Raw genomic sequence first — 24,981 nt, 5'->3', positions numbered from 1 at the left:
TCCTATACCGTGATTGTCTTGGGACGGCGACGTTCAAACCAGAACACCACGATCAGACGTGTGACGAAATATGCCGTAAAGACCGACGTGATGATGCCAAGCCCCAGCGTCACCGCGAACCCGCGCACAGGGCCAGAGCCAAGCACAAAGAGGATTGTCGCAATGATGAAGGTCGTAATGTTGGCGTCCAGAATGGCGCTGAGCGCGCGTTCATAGCCAAGGCTAATTGCGCGGGCCGGTCCTTTGGCGGTCTTCAGCTCTTCGCGGATGCGTTCAAAGATCAGCACGTTGGCATCCACCGCCATACCCACGGTCAAAACGATCCCCGCAATACCGGGCAAGGTCAACGTCGCTCCGATCAGGCTCAGCAGGCCAAAGATCATACCCACGTTGACGATCAACGCGATATTGGCGAACAGACCGAACAGCCCGTAGCTGGCCCACATAAAGAACAGCACCGCGGCAAAGGCGACGCTGGTCGCGATCTTGCCCGCGTCAATGCTGTCTTGGCCCAGTTCCGGCCCAATGGTGCGTTCTTCGACGAAGGTCAAACCGGCAGGCAAGGCCCCTGCCCGCAGCAAGACGGCCAGATTGGTCGATTCCTCGACCGAGAAGTTGCCGGTGATGATCCCCGACCCGCCGGGGATCGCGCTCTGGATGGTGGGCGCGCTGATGACTTCGTCATCCAGCACGATGGCAAAAGGCGCGCCGATGTTTTCGGCCGTGTAGGTGCCAAACTTGCGCGCACCCGTCGTGTCAAAGCGGAAGCTGACAGCGGGGCGGCCGTTCTGGTCAAAGCTGGGCTGCGCATCGACCAGCTGTTCGCCGGTCACCACGGGGGCGGTTTCGACAATATAGAAAGTGCCGGGCGCTTCGGCATCAGGCAACAGGGAATTGCCCAGACCGGGTGCAGCGTTTTCATTCGCGCCGCGGTTGACCACAGGGTTAAAGGTCAGCTGCGCGGTGGTGCCGATGATCGCCTTCAGCTCGGCGGCTGAACCGATACCCGGCACCTGAATCAAAATACGGTCCGACCCCTGACGCTGGATCGTTGGTTCGCGGGTGCCGACTTCGTCGATACGGCGGCGAATGATTTCCAGCGATTGCTGCATGGTACGTTCATCCGTCGCCTGCTTTTCGGCGTCGGTCAGGGTGATGGTGATGATGTCGTTGGTACCGTTTACCACGATGTCATTCTGTCCGGTGCCGGTCAGCGACTGCACCGGCCGCGCCAGTGCGCGGGTCGCTTCAAGCGCTTGTGCCATGACAGAGCCGTCATTGATGCGCACGCGCAACTCGCCCGTGGGGGCTTCTACACGGCGGACCGGCGTGATCGACCGCAACGCATCGCGGACCTCGGGCCAGGCGGCCTCCATCCGGTTGGCGTAAACGTCTTCGACGTTCACTTCGGCCAACAGATGGGCACCGCCGCGCAGATCGAGGCCCAGATTTACCAGTCGTTCCGGCATCCATTCGGGCCAGAGCGCTTTTTGCGCTTCTAGCTCAGGGGTGGATCCAGCGACGTTAATCGCCTTCACCGCATCATTGTGCTGTTCAACGGGACCGTAGAACGCATTGGGCAGCGCCAGCCACAGGCCAGCGGCACAGGTGAGGATGATCAACACCCGTTTCCACAGATCAATCTGAAGCATGGTACTGCCCTTTTCTGGACACGCCCTCAGGGGCGCTTACTTGGCTGGTTCGGTCTTGGAGACAACGGTGGCGACGGTCGACTGCACGACACGTACTTTGACGTTTTCCGCCAATTCGACTTCAAGCTCGCCGTCATCTTTGACTTTGACAACTTTGCCGATCAGACCGCCAGCGGTGACCACTTGATCGCCGCGACGCAGGCCTTCTACCATGGCTTTATGTTCTTTGACCTTCTTCTGCTGCGGGCGGATGAGCAGAAAATACATGATCGCGAAGATCAGGATCAGGGGTACGAATTGTTGAATGGCTTCCATGGAAGGTCGTCCTTTGTGTTGGGCGCATGCCGCAAACGGCCTGCCGTCTAAGTTTGGCGGAACCTATGTTCAGACGCAGGGCATTGCAAGGCGGGTTCCGGGGGAAATAACGCAGTCCGGTGTCGCACTGCGCAATTACCTGTTTGCGCAAGCATCCAAGGCCCGTTTGCCCCCTCTTGGCGCAACCACATCTGGCACCGCGATCCACAATCGGGCATAACGCGCGCAACGCAGATCATGCGACTCGGACGACAAAGGAACAGCCCATGCACGACATCAAAGCCATCCGCGAAAACCCCGATGCCTTCGACGCGGCCCTCGCACGGCGCGGCGACGCACCTGTGAGTCCACAGGTATTGGCACTGGACGAGGCGCGGCGGGCCAAGATTTCAGCAGCTGAAACCGCACAAGCGGACCAGAACAAAGCCTCCAAGCTCGTGGGCGCTGCCAAGGCCAAGGGCGACGAGGCCGAATTTGAGCGTCTGCGCACATTGGTAAGCGACAAGAAAGCCGAAGTCACCGCCATGCAGGCAGAGGCCAAGGATCTCGACGCGCAGTTGACCGACATGCTGGCGCGCATCCCCAACCTGCCCGCCGATGATGCACCCGACGGCGCGGACGAGGCCGACAATGTCGAAGTGAACCGCTGGGGCGACGTGCCGCAGTTCGATTTTACCGCGAAAGAGCATTTCGAGATTGCCAGCGTCGCGGCGTCAATGGATTTCGAAACTGCCGCCAAAACTTCCGGCGCGCGGTTCGTCATGCTGAAAGGAGCCTTGGCACGTGTACACCGCGCGCTGGCACAGTTCATGATCGACACCCATGTCGATCACAACGGGCTGACAGAATATATGACGCCGGTTCTGGTACGTGACGAGGCGATGTACGGCACCGACAAACTGCCCAAATTCGGCGACGATAGCTATCAGACCACGAACGGCTGGTGGTTGATCCCCACCTCCGAAGTGACGCTGACCTATTCGGTGGCGGGGGATGTGCTCGACCAAGCCGCCCTGCCCCGCCGGATGACCGCCCACACCCTGTGCTTCCGCTCTGAGGCCGGCAGTGCGGGCCGCGACACCTCGGGTATGCTGCGCCAGCACCAGTTCGAGAAGGTCGAGATGGTGTCGGTCACCCACCCCGATCAGTCGGACGACGAACAAAAGCGTATGCTACGCTGTGCCGAAGACATGCTGGAACGTCTGGGCGTGCCCTACCGTACCGTTATCCTGTGCACCGGTGACATGGGCTTTGGCGCGCGGCGCACCTTTGACATCGAGGCATGGCTGCCCGGTCAGAACGCCTACCGCGAGATCAGCTCTGTCTCGACCACGGGGGATTTTCAGGCCCGCCGGATGAATGCACGGTTCAAGCCCGCAGATGGTGGCAAACCGCAGTTCGTGCACACGCTGAACGGGTCTGGTCTGGCCGTCGGGCGCTGCCTGATCGCCGTGCTGGAAAACGGCCAGCAAGCAGATGGTTCGGTCAAGCTGCCCGACGTGCTGGCCCCGTATCTGGGCGGCAAAACGACTTTGGGCGTCGACGGCACACTTAGCTGATTGAATGCGTGCATACTCGGGCTATCTCACGCGAAAGTAACTTCACGCAAGGTAGCCCGATGTCCCGTCCCTTCATTGCCCTGATCACCTTTCTGCTGGCGATCGGCTTTGCCGTATCGCCTTTTTTCGTGTCCGGCTTTAACGGTTTTTCGCCGGATCAATTCCCGATCCCCCAAGACAACCCGCCGGTGCAGCCCGCGGGCTATGCGTTTTCGATCTGGGGGCTAATCTATGTCTGGCTGATCGTCGGCATGGGCTGGGGCCTGTGGAAGCGGCGCGATGACTATCTCTGGCACGACATGCGCCTGCCGCTGGCTCTGTCGCTGTTTGTGGGGTGCTTCTGGTTGGCGGTCGCGGTGGCAAGCCCCGTCTGGGCGTCGGTGCTGATCTGGGTGATGCTGGTTTCCGCGCTTTACGCGCTGTTTCGATCCCCACGCGAGGATCGCGGTTTTGCAGCCCTGCCTGTGGGTCTATATGCCGGCTGGCTGAGTGCGGCATCCTGCGTGTCGCTGGGACTTCTTGCGGCAGGCTATGGCTGGATGAGCGGCCCGACCGCGGGGCTGGTGTTTGTCGGGTTAGCAATTGTGATCGCGGCGGGGGTGCAATCCTCGCTGATGCGTGCGCCGACTTATGGCATCGCCGTGATTTGGGCGCTGGTCGCAGTGGTCGTGGCGAATATGGCGACAGCACCATCAGTCGCTGCACTGGCAGCGGGGGGCGCGATTGCGCTGATTCTGCCGACCTATCGGTCATGGCGACGCGGTTAAGCAGCGTCTAGAACGCAAAGAACCGGCGCTTGGGATAAGCGCCGGTTCTTTTGTTTTAATCTCTCGAAAACCCTACCGGTCCTTGCGATGTCCGTCGGTATGTTTGCGCAGCTTCGACGGCTTGGCCTTCTTGCGCCCTTTATAGGGATTGGCATCCGACTGGCCGCGCATCCACAGACGGATGGGCGTGCCCGGCATGTCAAAGTCGATCCGTAACCCGTTGACAAGATAGCGATTATAGCTTTCTGGCACTTTATCGGGGTGGCTACACATGACCACAAACCCCGGTGGACGGGTCTTGGCTTGGGTCATATAGCGCAGCTTGATGCGTTTGCCTTGGGGCGCGGGGGGCGGGTGCGCCTCCATCATGCCCGCCAGCCAGCGGTTCAGCTGCGCGGTGGTGATACGGCGGTTCCAGACGTCATAGGCGCGCATGATCGCTTGCTGCAAGCGGTCCAACCCCCGACCGGTTTTGGCCGAGACAGTCACCAACGGTGCACCTTTTAATTGCGGCAAAAGACGTTCAAAGCTTTCGCGCAGGTCTTTCAACTTGCCTTGCTTGTCCGTCTCGAGATCCCATTTGTTGACCGCTATCACCACAGCGCGGCCCTCGCGTTCGGCAAGGTCTGCAATACGCAAATCTTGCTGTTCAAACGGAATATCGGCATCGAGCAGAACAACCACCACTTCGGCAAATTTGACGGCACGCAGACCATCGCTCACGCTCAGCTTTTCCAGCTTTTCCTGAATTTTCGCTTTTTTACGCATACCGGCAGTATCAAAAATCCGCATCGGGACGCCGTCCCAGACGGTGCGTAGAGATATCGCATCGCGGGTAATCCCCGCTTCGGGGCCAGTCAGCAAGCGATCTTCGCCCATGATCTGGTTAATCAAAGTCGATTTGCCGGCGTTCGGGCGCCCGACGACGGCAACCTGAAGGGGTTTTGTGTCAGTCGGTACGGGCATTGGCGCGTCTTCGTCACCCAGCTCGGCTTCTTCTTCGGTCAGATCCACGTCAGTTTCGGGCGCATCGGTCTGTGCGCGCTCTGCAAAACTGTCAGCGATCGGCATCAGATGGGTGTAGAGATCGTTCAACCCTTCGCCGTGTTCGGCAGACATTCGAATGGGTTCGCCCAGCCCAAGGCTATACGCCTCGATCACACCGGCGTCGGCGGCTCTGCCCTCGGCCTTATTGGCAGCAAGAATGACATGCGCAGATTTCTTACGCAGGATGTCGGCGAAGACCAGATCGGACGGCGTGACCCCAACGCGGGCGTCGATCATGAACAGGCAGACATCTGCCATATCGACAGCGCGTTCGGTCAGACGGCGCATGCGCCCCTGCAAGCTGTCGTCGGTGACTTCTTCAAGTCCGGCGGTGTCTACAATTGTGAATCGCAGGTCGGCAAGCCGCGCAGCACCTTCGCGCAGATCGCGCGTCACACCGGGCTGATCATCGACCAACGCCAGTTTTTTACCGACAAGACGGTTGAACAGCGTGGATTTCCCAACGTTGGGACGGCCCACAATGGCGAGGGTGAAGGACATGGAACGGCTCCGAAGACTAGATCAAGCCTGCCGCTTAGCCTATTTGCAGCCTAACGGAAAGCGTGCAATTGCCCTTTCGCGGATACGACGTACAGAACGCCCCCAGCAACGACCGGTGCAGTGGTCGCGCCACCGGGTATATCGGCCTGTGCGACCAGTGCCCCGTTGGTCGGATCAAAGCTACGCAGCTTGCCATCGCTTGACGCCACGATCACGCGGCCACCGGCGATGATGGGACCGTAATTGCCGAAAACCTCGGACTGGCGCTTGGGCTTGTCCTTGACGAAATTCGGCAGCGGCGTGCCCCAGATGCGCGTGCCCGTGCTGGCATCCAGACGCACCAGTTCATTCAGGTCCGTCACCACGAAAACGCTATCGCCTGCGGGCCACACAGGGCCGATCGCCCCTTCGCGTGCGGTCCACTGACGGTCGCCACCACCAAGGCTCAGCGCGGCCAAACGGCCCGACTGGTTGCCGACGTAAACGGTATCACCGGAAATCACCGGCGCGCTGGTCACGTCAGAGACATTGGCCAACGCGCGACCGGGGCGCTTGCCCACGACAGATGTGCTCCAGCGGTCAAGGCCGCCTTGACGGAACAGCCCTTGCACCTCGCCCGAGCCGAAGGCCAGAACCGCAATCTGCGATCCGATGGCCGGGGCCGGTGCACCAAGCACGTTGCTGATGCTGGCGGTCGACCCGGTTTGCCATTGCACGCGGCCATCGGATTTGTTCAGCGCCCAGCCAGTGTCATCACCGGAGGTAAAGTAAACCATATCGCCAAAGACCGTGGGTGCACCCGATCCGGTGCCATCGATGTCTTGCGTCCAGCGCGTGCCGCCGCTGTCCACGTCCAGCGCGGTGACCGATCCAAAGCCGAGCGATACATAAACCGTATTACCATCCACAGCCAAGCCACCGCCCGTTGCATCGCCCTGGCCGTCGTTTTGCGGCGTCAGATCGCGGGTCCAGAGCGTCGCGCCGGACGCCGAAGTCGCGGTAACTGTCGCACCGGAATCAAGGGTAAAAACGCGCCCGCCGGACACCACAGGCGTCGCGGTGATGCGTTGCTTGCGGCTGTCACCATTGCCGATGGCGGCCGACCACGCCAACCGCGGTGCCGCACCAAGTGCGGGGTGGCTGGCGCGCGTGCTGGGGGTGCCAGAGCTTTGCGACCAGCTCGCGTTGGCCGTTGCGGCAGGCAAAGAGATCGCACGCGTTGTGTTGGCAGGCACCGGCAGATCCGCGGGTGCGGTGAACCCGTCGTTGCCTTGAAGCACAGACCGCACATCCTGACGCACGCCGGGCAAGATCACCTCTGGTTCGGCGCAGGCCGACAACAGCAGCGATGCCACCACCGCCCCCATCCCAAGAGAGGCACGGCGCGTCGACGTGGGTTTCGTGAAGATGCTGTGGAGAATGGTCATGGCCCTGCTCGCTTTGCTCTTAAAGTCCGTGTCACCTGAAGGGATCAGGCAGGATTAGTTACTGTCTGCATCCAGCGCCGGCACGGTATCCGTTTGCGGCGCGGGGGCTGCGGCACCCATTTGTGGTTCCCCCCCCAAGGCGACAATCACCTGAAGGGCGCGTTGTTGCAAGTCCGAGGTCACATCGGCGTCGTTCAGGATACCCTGATAGCGTTCAATGGCCGCCTCGGGCGCGTTTTCTTCGATGTCGATCATCGCGAGCTGCTCTTGCGCGAGCAACCGCAGGCTGCTGCCCGGCTGCGCCAGATTTTCCAACGCCAGACGGCGTTCATTGGCGGGTATATCCGATCCTTGCAGGGTAATCGCCTTGAACTGGGCGATTTCGCGGTAGATCGCGGGCACATCCGCATCCAGTCCGATGCCGTTCAATGTGGCAACCGCTGCGTCGGTCTCGCCCGCTTCGGCCTGCTCTGCCGCTTGCAGCATCCCCAGTAGGACACCGGCACGCGGGTGCGTCGCTTCGATGTTTTCGAACGCGGCGGCGCGGGCCGCGGTATTTTCGGCAGACAGCGCGGCAAATATCGCATCGCCAAGGGTTTCTGCCTCGGCGCGGGTCTGTGCCTTGTTGTATTCGTTCCACGCCGCCCCGCCGACCAGCAGGACCACGGCAAGGATCGCGATCCAGCCATATCGCTTGAGCATAAAGTAGAACCGGTCGCGGCGGACCTCGTCGTTAACTTCGTCGATGAAACTGTCTGTATCGCTCATGTGGTACCCGTCCCGCCTGATTTAACGCCCCTCTTAACCTGCGGGTGCAGGGCTGCCAAGGGCTTGGCTGCACAGCATTGATACACACCTCTGTCGACAAGGCCGCTTTGCCGAAGTTTTTTGGACCGTGAGCTATGCAGAACAGTTATTTTCACTTAATCCCTTGGCCCTATAGCATACGACATACTGCGGTGCCGCAAAGCCCGCGTTCTACTGAACCGAGGCCCGAATGCGTATCTTCCCCCTTCTTGCGGCACTCGCTGTTTCCGCCGTGATGTATATGGCGATTTTCGAACGCGACGCCCTGATGGGGCTGACGCAAGGGACCACGCTGACGCCCGCAGCTGAAACCGGCGCGCCTGATACCGCCGGCCCGTCGGATGTAGCGGATCCTGACCGCGTCAAAGTCATGGTGCTACGCAGTGCCGCGGCCCCGCTGGCGTCTGCGGTCATTGTGCGCGGCCAGACCACCGCCGCGCGGCAGGTGGCGGTCAAAGCGGAAACCTCTGCGGTTGTGATCTCGACGCCGCTGCGCAAAGGGGCCACGGTACGTGCAGGCGATGTGCTGTGCGAACTGGACCCCGGCCCCCGCGGTGCCCAGCTCAAAGAGGCGCAGGCCCGTCGCGAAGAGGCCCGGTCGCGCGTTCCCGAAGCGCAGGCCCGCGTGGCCGAGGCGCAGGCACGGCTGGAGGAAACCCTGATCAAGCTCAACGCCGCGCAAAAGCTGGGCCAAGGCGGGTTTTCATCGCAGACCACACTTGCCACAGCCGAAGCGACCGCTGCTGCCGCCCGCGCCTCTGTCAGCTCGGCCAAGGCGGGGCTGAACGCCGCCCGTGCGGGCATCGATGCTGCAGATGCCGCCGTTGCCAGCACCCAAGCCGAGATTGACCGCCTGACCCTCACAGCCCCCTTCGAAGGGCTATTGGAAAGCGACACTGCCGAACTCGGGAGCCTGCTGCAAACCGGATCGCTTTGTGCACAGGTGATCCAGCTCGATCCGATCAAACTGGTGGGCTTTGTCCCCGAAACCGAAATCGACCGCGTCATTTTTGGCGCGCAGGCACAGGCACGACTGGCCGCAGGCAACCAGAGAATCGCTGGCACGGTCTCCTTTGTTTCGCGCGCGTCCGATCCCACGACCCGCACCTTTCAGGTGGAAATCGACGTACCCAACCCCGACCTGAGCATCCGCGACGGCCAGACTGCAGAAATCGCCATCGCCGCGGCGGGGGTAGAGGCGCACCTGCTGCCGCAATCGGCGTTGACACTGAACGATGACGGCACCCTTGGCGTGCGGATGATCAATACCGAAAACATCGTTGAATTTGCCGCCGTCGACCTTTTGCGCGACACGCCGCAGGGCATCTGGGTGACGGGTCTGCCCGCACAGGCCAATGTCATCGTGATGGGGCAGGAATATGTGACCAGCGGCGTCATGGTCACTCCCAGCTTCCGCGACGAGGCCCCGCAATGAGCAGTATCGTCGATTGGGCCGCAGGCCGTGCCCGTATGGTCATGGCCTTTATCCTGCTGAGCCTTGTGGTGGGCGGCTATGCCTATTCGACCCTGCCCAAAGAGGGCGAGCCCGACATCGAGATCCCTGCCCTTTTCGTATCGGTCCAGTTTCCGGGCATCTCTGCGGCGGATAGCGAAACCCTGCTGGTCAAACCGATGGAAACAGAACTGTCCGATCTGGACGGCCTGATGACCATGACCGGCACAGCGGCAGAGAACTATGCCGGTGTCGCGCTGGAGTTTGAATTCGGCTGGGACAAGTCCAAGATCATGGCCGACGTGCGCGACGCGATGAGCACGGCAGAAGCAAAATTTCCCGAAGGCTACGAGAAATATTCGATCACAGAGATCAACTTCTCCGAATTCCCCATCATCATTGTCAACCTGACCGGCCCCGTGCCCGAACGCACCATGGCCCGCGTCGCGCGCGATCTTCAAGATGCGCTGGAAGGCGTGGATGCCGTGCTTGAGGCGGGGTTGGCGGGCGACCGTGACGAGATGCTCGAGGTGCTGATCGACCCCCTGCGGCTGGAGGCCTATGACGTCACCGCGGGCGAGCTGATCAATGTGGTGCAGAATAATAACCAGCTGATTGCTGCGGGCGAAGTGCGATCGGATCAGGGCAGCTTTTCCGTCAAGATCCCGTCGTCGTTCAACGACCCGCGCGATGTCTATGCCCTGCCGGTTAAAACCAACGGCGACCGTGTGGTGACACTGGGCGATCTTGCGACAATCAACCTGACGTTCGAAGACCGCCAAGGCACGGCACGGTTTAACGGGGAAAAGACGCTGGCGCTGCAGGTGGTCAAACGCAAAGGCTATAATCTGATCGACACCTCCACGCAGGTAAAAGAGATCGTCGCCGCCCAAAGTGCCGCCTGGCCCGAGGGGCTGAAAGCCGCCGTCACGCTTGGCACCTCCAACGACCAAAGCCGGATCGTCAACAGTATGGTGCAGCAGCTTTTGGGGTCGGTCTTTACCGCGATTGCGCTGGTGATGATCGTGGTGCTGGCCGCCCTTGGCATCCGCGCGGCACTGCTGGTGGGCTTTGCGATCCCCACGTCGTTCCTGCTGTGCTTTGCCTTTCTGGCGCTCATGGGGATTTCCATCTCGAACATCGTCATGTTCGGGCTGATCCTCGCCGTGGGCATGTTGGTGGATGGCGCGATTGTTGTTGTGGAATACGCAGACGCCCGCCAGCAACAGGGCGAAGGCCCGATGGCCGCCTATGTAGAGGCTGCCAAGCGCATGTTCTGGCCGATCATCTCTTCTACGGCGACGACGCTATGTGCCTTTTTGCCCATGCTGTTCTGGCCCGGCGTACCGGGTGAATTCATGGGAATGCTGCCCGTCACGCTGATCTTTGTGCTATCCGCCTCGCTGGTGGTGGCGCTGATCTATCTGCCTGTCATGGGCGGCGTCACCGGACGGCTGGAACGTTGGATGGCGCAGAATATGACCGCTATTTCCAAGCTGCCCTTTTATCTGCATCTGCTGCTGTTCCCCGTCGTGTTTGCCATGATCGCCTTGCCGGTTGCGCTGATGCCGCCGCTGTTTGCCGTGATCTCTGGGCAGTTTGCGGGGATGGACGGGCTGGATATTCCGGGATCGGTCATTCCGGTCTTTGCCGTGGTCTTCGTTTGCATCGCCGTGCTTTGCGCGCTTGTGGCGGTTGCGGTTGCTGGGGTGCTTTTGGGACTGACCAGCTTTTTCGCGCTGTTCACCCGCTTGGGGCGCGGCGGGAGGTGGGTCACGTCGCGGCTGTTTCGCAAGCGGCCTGATGTGATCAAGGCAGGCTACCGCCGCTCGGGCTTCGGGCGGGTCATCGCCTTTATCGCAGGCAATCCGGTGATGCCATTGGTGGTTGCGGGGGTCGTTTTTGTTTTCGTTGGCACCACAATGATTTTCTTTGGCAACAACAGCAAAGGCGTTGAATTCTTTGTCGAATCCGAACCCGAGCAGGCGATTGTTTATGTGCTGGCACGGGGCAACCTGTCGCTGGCTGAAAAAGACGCGATCATGCAGCAGGCCGAGGCCATCGTGCTGGCGCATCCCGGTGTGTCCACCGCGTTCGCTTTTGCGGGTGAAGGCGGGTTGGACAGCAACACCGGCGGGGTCCAAGCGCCCAAGGACAGCATCGGTCAGGTGCAGCTGGAAACCATCCCGTGGGAGGACCGCGCCCTGCGCCCCGAACTGGATGGTGACATCGTCATAGCAGAGCTGACAGAGGCGCTGAGCGCGATCCCCGGCATCAAGATCGAGATCCTCGCACAGGCCCTTGGCCCCGCCTCGGGCAAGCCGGTACATCTGCGCCTGAAATCCGACAGTTTCACCGATCTGATCAGCGCCACCGCCGTGGCACGCGACACCTTCGATAAAATGCCCGGGCTGACCCTCATCGAAGATACCCGCCCCCTGCCCGGCATCGATTGGCAGATCGACGTGGATGTCGCCAAGGCAGGGCAATACGGGGCTGATGTGATCACCGTGGGGGCGATGGTGCAGCTGGTCACACGCGGGCTGCTGCTGGACACGATGCGGGTCGACAGTTCGGACGAAGAGATCGAGATCCGCGTGCGTCTACCGCAAAAAGACCGTGTGCTAAGCACGCTGGACACCCTCAAGGTGCGCACGGCGGACGGGCTGGTGCCGCTGTCAAACTTCATCACCCGCACTCCGGTGCCCAAACTGGCAGAGATCAATCGCATCGACCAGAAACGCTATCTCGACCTCAAGGCAGATGTCTTCCCCGGTCTGGTCAAGCTGGTGCGCACAGTCGGCGGGCCAGAGGCTGACGCTAGTGCCGCGGAAAATGGGGCAACGACGCTCACCCTCGCCACGATGCGCCCTGCGGGGGGGGCGGGCGATATCACGGGGCCGGACGGCGCAGCCTTCAAGATCACCCACCGGACCAATGCCGCCCAAGGCGTCGATCTACAGCAGCAGCTCGACAAGGGCACCCTGCGCATGATCCCGATCAACGCCAACGAGCGGATTGCGGAGCTGACAAAATGGCTCGAGACGCAGCCTCTGCCCGATGGCGTCAGCTATGAATGGACCGGCGACCAAGAGGATCAGGCCGAAAGTCAGGCATTTCTGTCCTCGGCCTTTACGGCGGCACTGGGGTTGATGTTCATCATTCTGCTGGCGCAGTTCAACAGCATCTACAACTCGGTACTGGTGCTGCTGGCGGTGGTGCTGTCGACCACCGGCGTGCTCATTGGCATGCTGGTGATGGATCAGACGTTCTCGATCATCATGACGGGTACGGGCATTGTGGCGTTGGCGGGGATCGTGGTGAACAACAATATCATCCTGATCGACACCTATCAGGAATTCAGCCAGTACATGCCCCGCATCGAAGCGATCATCCGCACGGCCCAAGCCCGCATCCGCCCTGTTTTGCTGACCACCATCACCACAATGGCAGGGCTTGCGCCGATGATGTTTGGGCTGAGCCTCGATTTTGCCAATGGCGGCTACACCATCGACAGCCCCACAGCGCTGTGGTGGAAACAGCTGGCGACGGCGGTGGTGTTCGGCTTGGGCATCGCGACGGTGCTGACCCTGCTGGTCACGCCGTCGATGCTGGCGATCCGCGTGTGGGCCACGACCTATGCCCGCTGGATTGCGCGGCTGCTGGCCAAGATGTCGCTGGGGCGGGCGAGCCAATCGGCGCAGGACTGGGCACTGGCACGCGATGCGCGTCGGCTTCAGACGACCGTGATCCAGTGGGAAGAGATGGGGCAGTCGGCACATACCCCACCGGCCACATAAGCCTCAGGCAGCGGCGCGCATCTGCTGAGCCGCTACGGCGTCTTGCTGCTGGCGCAGCTTGGGCATGGTAAAGATCACCAGCCCCAACCCCGCCACGCCGCACAGCGCAATGCTCACCACCATTGGCACGGCAGTCCCGTCAAAGAACGGTGCCGTGGCCGCGATACAGAAGGCACCGGTCAGCATGGTCAGGCTCCCGCTCAGCGAGGACGCCATGCCCGCGCGTCGCCCGTGTGCATCCAGTGCCGCGACCATCGCAGATGGCACCACGACCCCCAGAAACGAATAGGCCAGAAACAGACCGACAAGCAGCACGGGCAGCGATCCGAACCCTGCCAGCACGACGCCCGTCAGCACCGCCGAACACACCGCAAATCCGGTAACCCCGCGCCCGATCAGCGTGGCAAGCCCCCACATTTCGGCCAGACGACCGGCGGCTTGCGTTGCGATAAAGAACCCCACCGCGTTAAACGCAAAGGCCAGCGAGAACTCGGTCGGGGTCAGCCCGTATTGGCCGGTATAGACAAATGACGCGCTCGAGATGAACAAAAAGAAACTGGCCATGCCAAAGCCCGCAATAAAGGTCAGACCGACGAACACGGGATCGCGGAACAGAATACCGCAACTGCGCGACAGCTCTCCCAGATTGACCTTGCGACGTTTCTCAGCGGTCAGCGTTTCAGGCAGTGCGATCTGCGCCATTAACAGCGTCGCCGCTGCAAGGATCGCCAGCGCTAGAAAAATCTCGCGCCAGCTGCCAAAGGCGACAACTGCGCTGCCCGCCAAGGGGGCCAGCATCGGCGAGACAGAAATCACCAGCATGATCGACGACATCAACCGCGTCGCCTGCGCGCCCGTGTACATATCGCGCACGATAGCGCGGGGGATCACCATCACCGTCGCCCCGCCAATGCCCTGCACCAGACGCCCCAGCACGAGAGTTTCGATGTTCGGGGCCACCGCACAGATCACGGCACCGACGCAAAAGATGCTCATCCCGATGGCAAGGGTCTTTTTGCGACCGATCTGGTCCGACAGCGGCCCGTACACCAGCTGCGACACCCCATAGGCCAGAAAATAGGCCACCAGCGTGATCTGCGCCGCCGAAACAGAGACATCCAGCGCCTCTTCGATCGCGGGCAGCGCGGGCAGATACATGTCGATGGCAAAGGGTCCTGTCACACAGATAGAGCCAAGAATAAGGGCGGTACGGAACATTCCGGCGGGCATGGGCGGTCCTTTGAAGTTGAAAGAGTGCCGTTCGCTTGCGCTCGGCCAGCGCTGAGCTAGCACATACGCCTCCATGAGCAAGAATACACCCCGTCGTTTGTGCACATATAGCGGCAGAATACTGCGGGCTGATTAAATTTCGGTCGCTCGGACGCCGGACCGCACTAGGTATGGGGGTACCCATGACCAATAGGTCAATTAAATCAAAGGAGACACCCCGATGATCCGCAAGACACTTGCCGCGACAACGCTTGCTTTGACGACGCTCACAGCCCTACCCGCTGCTGCCGAAATCGTGACCAAGACAAGCCCCCACTCTGTGCCAGAAACGATCGATCGCCTTGAAAGCGCGGTGACCGAAGCAGGGGCCACGGTCTTTGCCCGCGTCGACCACGCAGAAGGTGCCGCCAACGTAGAGATGGAGCTTCGCCCCACCATGCTGCTGATCTTTGGCAACCCGCAACTGGGTACGCCTGCGATGTTGGACGGTCAAACCGCTGGGCTGGACCTGCCCCTGCGGGTGCTGGCTTATGCGGATGACAGCGGCATGGTGCATGTCAGCTATCACGATCCCGCCACGCTGGCGGCAGACCACGGCTTGCCCGCGGACGCGGAATATCTGACCAAAATGACCGGCGCGTTGGACAAACTGACCGACAAAGCGATCGCAGAGGAATAACCCCTGCCCTAAACGATGCGCGTGACGCCAGCTATTCGCTTTCGGATTGCTGGCGTTGCCACAGCTGCGCATAGCGCCCGTTTCGTGCCAAAAGATCGTCATGGGTGCCCTGTTCAACCACCTCGCCCTGTTCGAGCACGACAATCCGGTCGGCTTCGGCCACAGTGGACAAACGGTGTGCGATGGTCAGCACCGTGCGGCCCTTGCCCGCCTGACGCAGCGCATCCTGTATTTCGTGCTCTGTTTCGCTGTCCAGCGCACTTGTCGCCTCGTCCAGCAGCAGGATCGGCGGGTCTTTCAGCAAGGTCCGCGCGATGCCCACGCGCTGCTTTTCCCCGCCCGACAGTTTCAGCCCGCGTTCGCCCACGGCGGTGTCATATCCAAGCGGTAAGCGCTGGATAAAGTCGTGGATCTGCGCGGATCGCGCCGCGGCCTCGATGTCTTCTTGTGTGGCATTATCGCGGCCATAGGCGATGTTATATCCGATCGTGTCGTTAAACAGCACGGTATCCTGCGGCACGACGCCAATCGCGCGGTGCAGGCTGTCTTGGGTCACATCGCGCACGTCCTGCCCATCGACGCGCAAAGCGCCGCCTTGCACATCATAGAACCGGAACAACAACCGCCCGATGGTAGATTTACCCGATCCGGTAGAGCCGACAATCGCCACCATTTCGCCCGGGGCTGCCTCGATCGACACGCCCTTGAGGATTTCCCGGTCGTCATCATAGCCAAAGCGCACATTATCAAGCGTGACCCGCCCGCCCGTAACCTGCAGCGCAGGGGCGTCGGGTTTATCAGAGATTTCAGCCGGTTGGTCGAGCAATGTAAACATCTGCCCCATATCCACCAGCGCCTGCCGGATTTCGCGGTAGACAGTGCCGAGGAAGTTCAGCGGCACAGTGAGCTGCACCATATAGGCGTTAACCATGACAAAATCACCAACAGTCAGATCACCGTTCTGCACACCAATCGCGGCAAGGATCATCACGCCGACCAACCCGCAGGTGATCAACAACGACTGGCCAAAGTTCAGAAATGCGAGCGAGTAATTCGTCTTGATCGCCGCCTCTTCGTAGCCCGCCATCGCCGCGTCATACCGCTGTGCTTCGCGTTGTTCAGCGACGAAATACTTGACGGTTTCATAGTTCAGCAGACTGTCGATGGCCTTTTGGTTCGCGTCTGTGTCGCGGTCGTTCATTTGGCGACGTAGCTTCACGCGCCATTCGGTCACAGCAAAGGTAAACCAGACATAAAGCCCGATAGTGACAGTCACAATCAGCAGATACCACGCATCGAACAACACCGTCAGGATGATGCCCACCAGCAGTAGCTCAAGGATCAACGGCCCGATCGAGAACAGCAAGAAGCGCAGCAGGAATTCCACGCCTTTGACACCGCGTTCGATGATCCGGCTCAGCCCGCCGGTCTTGCGCGTGATATGATAGCGCATCGACAGCTTGTGAATATGTTCAAATGTTTCAAGCGCAAGCATCCGCAGGGCACGCTGCCCCACACGGGCAAACACCGCGTCGCGCAGCTGTTGAAAGCCCACGTTCATCGCGCGGGCCATACCATAGGCAATCGTCAGCCCTACCGCGCCAAGCGCCAGAAACGGCACGCCCTCGTTCGCAAGTGCGTCAACAGCGTCTTTGTAAATCACCGGAATGACGACCGAAATCAGCTTGGACACCACAAGGAAGATCAGCGCCCACACGACCCGCTTTTTGACCCACGGCATATCGTCGGGCCAGAGATAAGGGGCCACTTTGCGCAAGACAAGCAGGTTCGATTGCCGCTCTGCAGCTTGGGCAATTTCCTCTTCGGTCATGGGATATTGGGTGGCGGGTTTGGGCTGGCTTGCGGTGCGCGGGCTATCGGCTGACATGAACGATCCTGTGTAGTTGCCCCTTACATAGGGCCCTCTTTCAAATCATGCCAGTGCGGCTGCCCAATCCGCATGCATAGCCGTTAGTCAATCCGGCAGGTCAAAGACCTGACCTGGGTAAATCAAATCGGGATCGCGGATGGAATCGCGGTTCGCCGCAAAGACACGCACATAGAGCGTCGGATCCCCATAGCGTTCCCGCGCAATCGCCCAAAGCGTCGCCCCTTCCTGCACAGTGACCGCCTTGATCGGGCCGTCGATGCCTGCCGTGGCGCGCGCCAGCACTTCGGGGGATTCACGTTTGAACGGGGTTTCGACGCGGCTGATCACGTCCCCGCCTTGATCCAGTTCATCCACGCGCAGGGTATAGATGCCGGTTTTGATATCGGCGATATCGCCGCGCCAGCGCCCTTCGGGATCGACCTCAAGCGCGCCTACATTGCGATTGTCGAGATAGACCCGCACCGAGGATGCCGTGGCCTGAGCCCGCCCCGCCAACCGGACCTGCCCCGCTTCGGAATAGGTGATCGTATCCAGCGCAATGCGGTCGGTGACCTCGGGTGCTGAAGCTGACAGCAGCTCTACCCCGTCGGCGTCAGATTTGAGCAGCGCAACCGTCGTGTCGGTCGCAGGCGGCGATGGGGCTGTGCGGGCAACAGGTTCGGGCTGCGGCTCAACCGCGGCCATCTCTGTCAATTCTGGCGCTGTGTCGTTTGGCATACCGCCAGGCGCAGGCGCGTCGGGATCAATCGCGGCGCCAACCGACGGCACTGGATCACCGCCTGAAGTCGCTTGAGCCACCGCCACTTGCGCCACCGCAGGTGCGGTGATCGGGGCCAGAATGACCTCCTCAATCGAGGCGACGGGGCCGCCATCAGCATCCGCGGTTAGGCTCAGGATTTTGCCGCCGCCATCGGCAGGCAAAATGGCAAGGGTTGCGAATTTACCAGAACGGTCGGCTTGCGCGCTGGCGACCTCTGCCCCGTTGCTGATGACGCTGACGCGGGCACCGGGGGCAGCACGGCCAGCGATCACGGTCATCCCGTCACTTTCGCGGCGGACTTCGTCGAAACTGGGTGTGGCGGGCGATGCAGCCGGTTCGGGTGTTTGCGGTGTGGGTGCAACATCGGGCGTAGCGACGGTGTCTTGGGGGACGACGCTGGTCTGCGTGGTTGTAGCATGCGTGGTGCCAGTCTGCGTGGTGCCAGTCTGCGTCGTCATGACTGCATCAGGCGCGGTGTTTTGCGTTGCCGCGGGCGGCACAGGATCAGCGTGTTGCGACCAGAAATATCCGGCCACTGCAACCGCCACGACCAAAGCCGCGCCTGCAAACTGAGCACCCCGCGTTTGAAACACCGACATTCCGTTCATCCCTTTGAACTTCCCCACATTGAGGACTTGTACCAAGCAGGCTATCACCGGTCAAAATACAGCTGCATGCCAAGTGCATATTCGCAAAAAGGACCCCCGCTTATGATCCAGAAATCCGTGTGTGTTTACTGCGGCTCGCGCCCCGGTGATGACCCTGAATATACCACACAAGCCGACGCTTTGGGACGGGCTTTGGCGCAGAACGACTGGCGTTTGGTCTATGGCGCAGGTGATGTGGGGCTGATGGGTACCGTCGCGCGGGCGGCACAGGCAGCGGGGGGCACGACCTTTGGTGTGATCCCCGACCACCTTGTGAAATGGGAAGTCGGCAAGACCGATCTAACCACCTATGTCGTGACCGAGACGATGCATGAACGCAAAAAAGTGATGTTCATGAACTGCGATGCAGTGGTGGTTCTGCCGGGTGGTGCCGGATCACTGGACGAGCTTTTCGAGGTCCTGACCTGGCGCCAGCTCGGCCTGCACCAGAAGCCGGTAATTCTATTAAATACAAAAGGTTACTGGGACCCGTTGACCGCGCTATTGGATCACGTCGTCGCGCGTGGCTTTGCCGAAGAAAGCCTGCTGAGCTATATCGACACCGTGGATGATGTCGATGCCGCGCTCGAGGTTTTGCGCCGCGGGCTGACAGCTTAAGTAGTTGTTAGGTACGGCAGAAAAAAGACTGCAAGTAGCCGCGCTGCATCAGGTGCGCGTAAGGAAAGCGCCGAGGAGACATCTCACGGAGCGGCGCAGTCAACGGAGCTTCTGACTGCGCGCTTCGGTCCTTCTCAACTTTAAATGTGAAAGGGCACCCACGAACAGGTGCCCTTTTCTTTTCCGCTAAATATCACAGATAATCAGCTGCAAATCCGGCGGCAAAACTACACCTATGGTGTGTCTATGCCGCCACAGTATCACGCTGCTTCCAGTGTCGATTTCACGATATTCTCGATCTCTTCGATGGGGTGATTGGTCAATGTCTTGGGGATTTCGCCTACAACCTTGTTTGCGACCTCTTGGTGCATCTCGCGGCGCAGCTCGCCTAACGTGTTCGGCGGGGCTACAAGGACGATCTTGTCGAACTTGCCCTTATGCGCCTGTTTATACAGGATTTCGGCCAGCTCTGCTGCGAAACGGTCCTTGGACAGCTGGTGCCAATCGGTGTCATCCACAGCCGAACGGTGCACCGATGGACCATCGTTAAAGCGTCCCCGTCGGTTTGCGGCCTGATCGCGGTTCGGTGGATTCTCTTGCTCTTCTTCGCGAAACACTTGGAAGTAAGGGTCTTCTCCGTCGGTCTCATTCACCATGAACAGGGCTTTCTCACCGTCTGCGATCAATACCCAGGTGCCATTTTCAATCTTGGTCATGCGTTATCTCCATGGTTGCGGTTGGTGTGGGGGGTGACGCGGGTGATGGTGACCTTGGTAATGTCTGCCGTGATAATTTCGGCACCGTGGCCGCCCTCGTCATCCTATGGGTTCAAAGATAAAACGCTGCGATCGGGCCCTTGGTTCCATAAGAAAAGGCCCCGCAGCGGAATGCTGCGAGGCCTTTCACATAGGTATATCAATAAGTTGGCGTAGCGCCTTAACCTATCAAACTGCGATTACATGCGCGATGCAACGTTGTCCCAGTTCACCAGATTGTCGAGGAAGTTCGACAGGTAGTCAGGGCGCGCATTGCGGAAATCGATGTAGTAGGAGTGTTCCCAAACATCGCAACCCAGCAGTGCGGTCTGACCAAAGCAAACGGGGTTCACGCCGTTTTCGGTCTTGGTCACCTTGAGGCCACCGTCGGTGTCCTTAACCAGCCACGCCCAACCGGAACCGAACTGACCGCCACCTGCTGCCTTGAATTCGTCCTTGAACTTGTCGACCGACCCAAAGCTCTCGGTGATCGCTTTTTCCAGCTCGGACGGCATGTTGCTGTCTTCGGGGGACATCATTTCCCAGAACTGGTTGTGGTTCCACAGCTGGCTGATGTTGTTGAAGATACCGCTTTGCGCGACCGCATCAGGGTTGTAGGTGCCCTTGATGATTTCCTCGAGGGTTTTGCCTTCCCACTCGGTGCCTTCGATGGCTTTGTTGCCGTTGGTCACATAGGCGTTGTGGTGCTTATCGTGGTGATATTCCAGCGTTTCCTTGGACATACCTTTGGATGCAAGCGCATCGTGGGCATAGGGAAGATCAGGAAGAGTAAAAGCCATGAAAGAAGCCTCCGTTATTGAATTGCGTCTGGGTCACATGAAGCGCGTCGCATCATAAGGTCAAGTGCTGATCGCCCCGCGAAAGGGAAACCGGCATGGCTGACAGGGCGCTTCTATCGTCACCCGCTTAATGGTAAAACGGCTGGCCAGCAGGAATGTTCCCGCCAGCGCACCGCCCTACCCTTGATCGGCGACTTATGGCTTGGCGCTATAAAATGCAGGGGCCGAACCGGGCTGCGCCGCGATTTTAAGCAGATCATACACGTACTGCGCGACCGACCGGAAGCAGACAAGACGGAAGCTGTCGCCCTCTTCGATCCAGAACGCCGCAGGTACTTGCGCAAGCCGCGTGCGGCGGATCATGCCGGGGGTAAAGGCGGCCGGCGACAGGTCCACGGGGGCGAGCTTGGCCAGCACGTCGCGGCTGTGCGCCCCGCTGATGCGAAAGACCGCGCGCGCATCGGATACATTGACCGCCAGCGTGTGATTGCTGCCAAAGCCCTTGGTCAGCGTGTCGATCATATCGCTGACCTGATCATAGGGGCAGATCAACAGCAGCTCGTCCGGTGACATCCACGCGATACCGCTGTCACCATTCATCTGGACGCTACGAGTGTCGGGCACGCCCAGTCCGACGGCCTTTTTCAGCGTCTTCTTCATATAGCCCGCCGTCAAATCCCCGCGCACAGAGATCATGCCAATGGGATCCATCAAGGACACTTCGGCGATGCCACCGGTGAATGCTGCCGCTTTCAATGCGCTTACCGCCTCAGACATTTTGCTTGGCCCCTTCTTTGTCGTAGAATACCGGATCGACGATTTTCGCCTGATAGGTCTTGCCGTCAGTACCGGGGAAGTCGAGCACCTCGCCCATCCGGTCCGGCCCGTTCAGCACCAGCCCCATGGCGATCCCCTTGCCCAAGGTCGGCGAATGATAGGTCGAGGTGACGCGCCCGATCATATTGCGCTGGCCGTTCTCGTTGTCGCCCTCGCCCACGGCATAGGCGCCGTCAGGCAAGGTGCTGCCGTCAGTGGTTTCCAGACCGACCAGCTTCCACCGCGTTGGATCGACCATATGCGACCGCTGCTGCGCACGTTTGCCAAGGTAATCTTCTTTCTTTTTAGAGATCGCCCAGTTCAGCCCCAGATCCTGCGGGATCACAGTGCCGTCGGTTTCGTCCCCGATCATGATAAAGCCCTTCTCGGCGCGCAGGATGTGCAGACATTCGGTGCCATAGGGCATCACGCCCAGATCATTACCTGCGACCATCAGCGCATCCCAAAACGCCTGTCCCTGCCCTGCGTCAACTGCGATCTCGTAGCTCAGTTCGCCCGAGAAAGAGATCCGGTAGACGCGGCATTTGAACCCGCCAAGCGTGCCGTCCGCCCATTCCATGAATGCCAGCGCTTCTTTGCTTAGATCCATGCCGCCGAGCTTTTCAAGACATGTGCGGGCATTGGGACCGACCACGGCGATCTGCGCATATTGTTCGGTGACATTGGCCGTGTAGACGTTGAAATCCCACCATTCGGTTTGCAGCCATTCTTCCATATGCTGGTGAATGCTTTCCGCGCCGCCCGTGGTCGTGTGGCAGAGGAAGGTTTCGTCATCGATCCGCGCGACAACACCATCGTCGATCAGAAAGCCGTTTTCCGAACACATGAGACCATAGCGGCATTTGCCCGGTTTCAGCGATGACATCATATTGGTGTAAAGCATATCGAGGAACTTGCCCGCGTCCGGCCCTTTGACGATGATCTTGCCAAGGGTCGAGGCATCCAGCATCCCCAGTTTGCTGCGCGTGTTGGTGACCTCGCGCATGACCGCATCATGGGTGCTTTCGCCATTGCGGGAATAGGCGTAGGGGCGTCGCCAGTGGCCGACAGGTTCCCAGTCGGCACCGTTCGCCTCGTGCCAGTCATGCAGGGGCGTGCGGCGGATCGGCTGGAACACGTCGCCGCGCGCCTCGCCCGCGATCGACCCCATAGAGATCGGGTGGTACGGCGGGCGGAAGGTGGTGGTACCCACAGCCGGAATATCGGCATCCATCGCGCCGGCAAGCGTTGCCAGCCCGTTGATATTGCTCAGTTTGCCCTGATCCGTGGCCATACCCAGCGTGGTATAGCGTTTGGCGTGTTCGACACTGACAAAGCCCTCTTGCGCGGCAAGCCGCACGTCTGACACCTTGACGTCGTTCTGATAATCCAGAAACGTCTTTTCGCGTAGTTTGACGTTGGCACCCTGAGGCATCATCCAGACAGGGGCAAGCGGCGCTTCCTCTTGACGATCGGCGTTCGGGGATACGGCATCTGCCGGCAATTTGAACCCCAGCGTGGTGACCACGCCATCGGCTGCGGCGTGGGCGTCGTGCAGGATGTCATCCAGCGCAAAGAAGCCACCCGCGGCACCGGCAGCGGTCACAAACCCGTGCCCGTCGGCCCCCAACGGCGGATTGTTCACATCAGGGCGGAACATCGCACCGGCCGTGTCCCACGTCAGTTTGCCGCCGCAATGGGACCACAGATGCACCACGGGCGACCATCCGCCCGACATGGCCACTGCGTCGCAGGGGAAGGTTTCCAGAACGGCCCCCTCGCCTGCCTGACTGCACACTTCTACGCCGGTCACACGCTTGCCACCTGTGACCCGCGCCACGTCGTGGCCCATCATCACGCGAATGCCCAGATCTTTGGCCCGTGCCATCAACGCGGAGTCCTGTGGCAATACGCGGGCATCCAGAATGGCGGGCACGGTCAGGCCTGCCTCTGCCAAGGCGATGGCCGTGCGGTAGGCATCATCGTTATTGGTGACGACAACTGTGCGATCCCCGGCCGAGACACCATAGTTCACCAGATAATCCCGCACTGACGCGGCCAGCATCACGCCGGGTATGTCATTGCCCGCAAAGGACAAAGGCCGTTCGATCGCGCCTGTTGCCGTCACGATATGACCGGCACGGATGCGCCACAGCCGGTGACGCGGCCCTGTCATCTTGGGCGCGTGATCGGTCAGTCGTTCATACCCCAGCACATAGCCGTGGTCATACACACCTGCCCCCATGACGCGGGTGCGCAGGGTGACATTCTCCATCGCGGAGAGATCTTCTACCAGAGTATCAACAAAGGCCCCAACGGGCGTGCCATCCACGGTGCCACCATCCACCGGTGCACGTCCTCCCCAATGGGAGGTTTGTTCCAGCACGATGACTTTCGCACCAGACAACGCCGCAGTACGCGCGGCCTCTAGACCCGCAACGCCGCCACCGATGACCAGCACATCGCAAAAGGCGTGAAAATGTTCATAGGTGTCGCCGTCCATATCCTTGGGCGCTTTGCCCAAACCGGCAGAGTGGCGAATGATGGGCTCGTAGACGTGTTTCCAGAAGGGACGCGGGTGGATGAACATCTTGTAGTAAAAGCCCGCAGGCAAAAACCGGCTGAGGTGTTTGTTGATCGCGCCGACATCGAATTCGAGGCTGGGCCAGTGATTCTGGCTCTCGGACTGCAGGCCGTCGAAAAGCTCGGTGGTGGTGGCGCGTTGGTTGGGCTCGAACCGGTCGCCCTGCCCCAGATTGACCAGCGCGTTGGGCTCTTCCGGTCCTGCCGCGACAATGCCGCGCGGACGGTGGTACTTGAACGAACGCCCCACCAGCATCTGGTCATTCGCCAGCAAAGCCGAGGCCAGCGTATCGCCCTCGAAACCGCGCAGCTGCTTTCCGTTGAACGAAAAACTGACTGCATTTGATTTGTTCAGCAGGCGGCCGCCTGTGGCAGTTCTGGTGCTCATGAAGTCAAACCTTGGTGTATTGCGAAAGCGCGGGTGCCTCCGGCGGGAGTTTTCTTGGCAAAATGAAGGAGCGCAGCGATCATGGGGCGGTCGATGCCTGCCAGTCGGGGCGACGGTCCTTAATCTTGTTGATGGTATCTTGCGGAACGGTGCTGGTCTGGGCGGTATAGGTCCCGAACACCTCGAGCGTCATGGTATCGCGCGCGGCGTGAAACCACTTGCCGCACCCATAGACATGGCGCCAGCGTTCGAAATGCACGCCCTTGGGGTTGTCACGCATAAACAGGTATTGCTCGAATTCGGTATCAGAGGAACCCGGGCCGAACCGTTTCAGATGCGCCTCGCCGCCGGCGTGAAATTCGGTTTCCTCGGCGGTAATGCCACAGTTGGGACAAGTCAGGATTAGCATGGGGCGCTCCCTTTGAGATTGGCGTGAAACGCAAAAAGGCCGGCCCCATCGCGGGGGCCAGCCTTGGTCATCATAGA

At 60.3% G+C, this 24,981-nt stretch carries 19 protein-coding genes; 6 read left to right on the top strand and 13 right to left on the bottom strand.

Annotation, left to right across the window (positions count from 1 at the left end; translation table 11 throughout):
* Window positions 1–2 precede the first annotated feature (2 nt).
* Together secD and yajC are read right to left on the bottom strand one after the other, a co-directional pair.
* Window positions 3–1,652: a protein translocase subunit SecD gene (secD, locus tag ACVBAU_RS07665; protein ID WP_448328826.1), complete on the bottom strand. Its 1,650-nt coding sequence runs from the start codon at window positions 1,650–1,652 to the stop codon at window positions 3–5.
* A 36-nt stretch (window positions 1,653–1,688) separates the two neighbouring features.
* Window positions 1,689–1,967, bottom strand: coding sequence for a preprotein translocase subunit YajC (gene yajC, locus ACVBAU_RS07660; RefSeq protein WP_093733735.1), 279 nt, complete (start codon window positions 1,965–1,967; stop codon window positions 1,689–1,691).
* A 266-nt stretch (window positions 1,968–2,233) separates the two neighbouring features.
* On the opposite strand from yajC, the gene serS reads away from it, so the two are divergent.
* Both serS and ACVBAU_RS07650 read left to right on the top strand, forming a co-directional pair.
* A complete protein-coding gene (gene serS, locus ACVBAU_RS07655) occupies window positions 2,234–3,526 on the top strand; it encodes a serine--tRNA ligase (protein ID WP_138923714.1) in 1,293 nt (430 codons plus the stop codon).
* Between the two features lie 59 nt (window positions 3,527–3,585).
* The gene (locus tag ACVBAU_RS07650) at window positions 3,586–4,293 is read left to right on the top strand and encodes a hypothetical protein (RefSeq protein WP_448328824.1); all 708 of its coding nucleotides are present in this window, start codon (window positions 3,586–3,588) and stop codon (window positions 4,291–4,293) included.
* 72 nt (window positions 4,294–4,365) lie between these two features.
* Here ACVBAU_RS07650 and der read toward each other — a convergent pair whose 3' ends face one another.
* From der to ACVBAU_RS07635, 3 genes are read right to left on the bottom strand one after another with little or no spacing between them, the layout of a single operon-like run.
* Window positions 4,366–5,841, bottom strand: coding sequence for a ribosome biogenesis GTPase Der (der, locus tag ACVBAU_RS07645; protein WP_138923716.1), 1,476 nt, complete (start codon window positions 5,839–5,841; stop codon window positions 4,366–4,368).
* 50 nt (window positions 5,842–5,891) lie between these two features.
* On the bottom strand, window positions 5,892–7,268 hold the full coding sequence (locus ACVBAU_RS07640) for an outer membrane protein assembly factor BamB family protein (protein ID WP_448328822.1): 1,377 nt from the start codon (window positions 7,266–7,268) through the stop codon (window positions 5,892–5,894).
* A 54-nt stretch (window positions 7,269–7,322) separates the two neighbouring features.
* Window positions 7,323–8,036, bottom strand: a complete 714-nt coding sequence (locus ACVBAU_RS07635; protein WP_448328820.1) for a hypothetical protein — start codon at window positions 8,034–8,036, stop codon at window positions 7,323–7,325.
* A gap of 229 nt (window positions 8,037–8,265) precedes the next feature.
* Here ACVBAU_RS07635 and ACVBAU_RS07630 point away from each other — a divergent pair, with 229 nt between their 5' ends.
* Both ACVBAU_RS07630 and ACVBAU_RS07625 read left to right on the top strand, forming a co-directional pair.
* The gene (locus ACVBAU_RS07630) at window positions 8,266–9,510 is read left to right on the top strand and encodes an efflux RND transporter periplasmic adaptor subunit (protein WP_448328819.1); all 1,245 of its coding nucleotides are present in this window, start codon (window positions 8,266–8,268) and stop codon (window positions 9,508–9,510) included.
* Window positions 9,507–13,328: an efflux RND transporter permease subunit gene (locus tag ACVBAU_RS07625; protein ID WP_448328817.1), complete on the top strand. Its 3,822-nt coding sequence runs from the start codon at window positions 9,507–9,509 to the stop codon at window positions 13,326–13,328. The genes ACVBAU_RS07630 and ACVBAU_RS07625 overlap by 4 nt, the downstream gene beginning before the upstream one ends.
* A 3-nt stretch (window positions 13,329–13,331) precedes the next feature.
* Here the strand turns inward: ACVBAU_RS07625 and ACVBAU_RS07620 are convergent, their stop codons facing one another.
* The gene (locus ACVBAU_RS07620) at window positions 13,332–14,558 is read right to left on the bottom strand and encodes a multidrug effflux MFS transporter (protein ID WP_138923720.1); all 1,227 of its coding nucleotides are present in this window, start codon (window positions 14,556–14,558) and stop codon (window positions 13,332–13,334) included.
* A gap of 220 nt (window positions 14,559–14,778) precedes the next feature.
* On the opposite strand from ACVBAU_RS07620, the gene ACVBAU_RS07615 reads away from it, so the two are divergent.
* Window positions 14,779–15,237: a DUF302 domain-containing protein gene (locus ACVBAU_RS07615; RefSeq protein ID WP_448328814.1), complete on the top strand. Its 459-nt coding sequence runs from the start codon at window positions 14,779–14,781 to the stop codon at window positions 15,235–15,237.
* Window positions 15,238–15,268: 31 nt separating this feature from the next.
* On the opposite strand, the gene ACVBAU_RS07610 is transcribed toward ACVBAU_RS07615, so the two are convergent.
* Together ACVBAU_RS07610 and ACVBAU_RS07605 are read right to left on the bottom strand one after the other, a co-directional pair.
* Complete coding sequence (locus ACVBAU_RS07610) at window positions 15,269–17,068, bottom strand: ABCB family ABC transporter ATP-binding protein/permease (protein WP_335745468.1); 1,800 nt, start codon at window positions 17,066–17,068, stop codon at window positions 15,269–15,271.
* Between the two features lie 144 nt (window positions 17,069–17,212).
* A complete protein-coding gene (locus tag ACVBAU_RS07605) occupies window positions 17,213–18,487 on the bottom strand; it encodes a LysM peptidoglycan-binding domain-containing protein (RefSeq protein ID WP_448328813.1) in 1,275 nt (424 codons plus the stop codon).
* A 111-nt stretch (window positions 18,488–18,598) separates the two neighbouring features.
* Here ACVBAU_RS07605 and ACVBAU_RS07600 point away from each other — a divergent pair, with 111 nt between their 5' ends.
* The gene (locus tag ACVBAU_RS07600; RefSeq protein ID WP_335745459.1) at window positions 18,599–19,153 is read left to right on the top strand and encodes an LOG family protein; all 555 of its coding nucleotides are present in this window, start codon (window positions 18,599–18,601) and stop codon (window positions 19,151–19,153) included.
* Window positions 19,154–19,413: 260 nt separating this feature from the next.
* Here ACVBAU_RS07600 and ACVBAU_RS07595 read toward each other — a convergent pair whose 3' ends face one another.
* The 5 genes from ACVBAU_RS07595 to ACVBAU_RS07575 form a co-directional block, all read right to left on the bottom strand.
* Entirely contained in the window at window positions 19,414–19,869 is a 456-nt protein-coding gene (locus ACVBAU_RS07595; protein ID WP_138923724.1) for a host attachment family protein, read from the bottom strand.
* A gap of 239 nt (window positions 19,870–20,108) precedes the next feature.
* A complete protein-coding gene (locus ACVBAU_RS07590; protein WP_335745461.1) occupies window positions 20,109–20,708 on the bottom strand; it encodes a superoxide dismutase in 600 nt (199 codons plus the stop codon).
* Window positions 20,709–20,903: 195 nt separating this feature from the next.
* Window positions 20,904–21,485, bottom strand: a complete 582-nt coding sequence (locus tag ACVBAU_RS07585; RefSeq protein ID WP_448328810.1) for a sarcosine oxidase subunit gamma — start codon at window positions 21,483–21,485, stop codon at window positions 20,904–20,906.
* Window positions 21,478–24,495, bottom strand: a complete 3,018-nt coding sequence (locus ACVBAU_RS07580; RefSeq protein WP_448328808.1) for a sarcosine oxidase subunit alpha family protein — start codon at window positions 24,493–24,495, stop codon at window positions 21,478–21,480. The genes ACVBAU_RS07585 and ACVBAU_RS07580 overlap by 8 nt, the downstream gene beginning before the upstream one ends.
* Before the next feature lie 79 nt (window positions 24,496–24,574).
* Window positions 24,575–24,904, bottom strand: a complete 330-nt coding sequence (locus ACVBAU_RS07575; RefSeq protein ID WP_138923728.1) for a sarcosine oxidase subunit delta — start codon at window positions 24,902–24,904, stop codon at window positions 24,575–24,577.
* Window positions 24,905–24,981 lie beyond the last annotated feature (77 nt).

This window comes from Sulfitobacter sp. M13 (genome assembly GCF_053474885.1).
The sequence above is the reverse complement of the archived record's forward strand: the minus strand, read 5'-3'. Positions and strand labels throughout refer to the sequence as shown.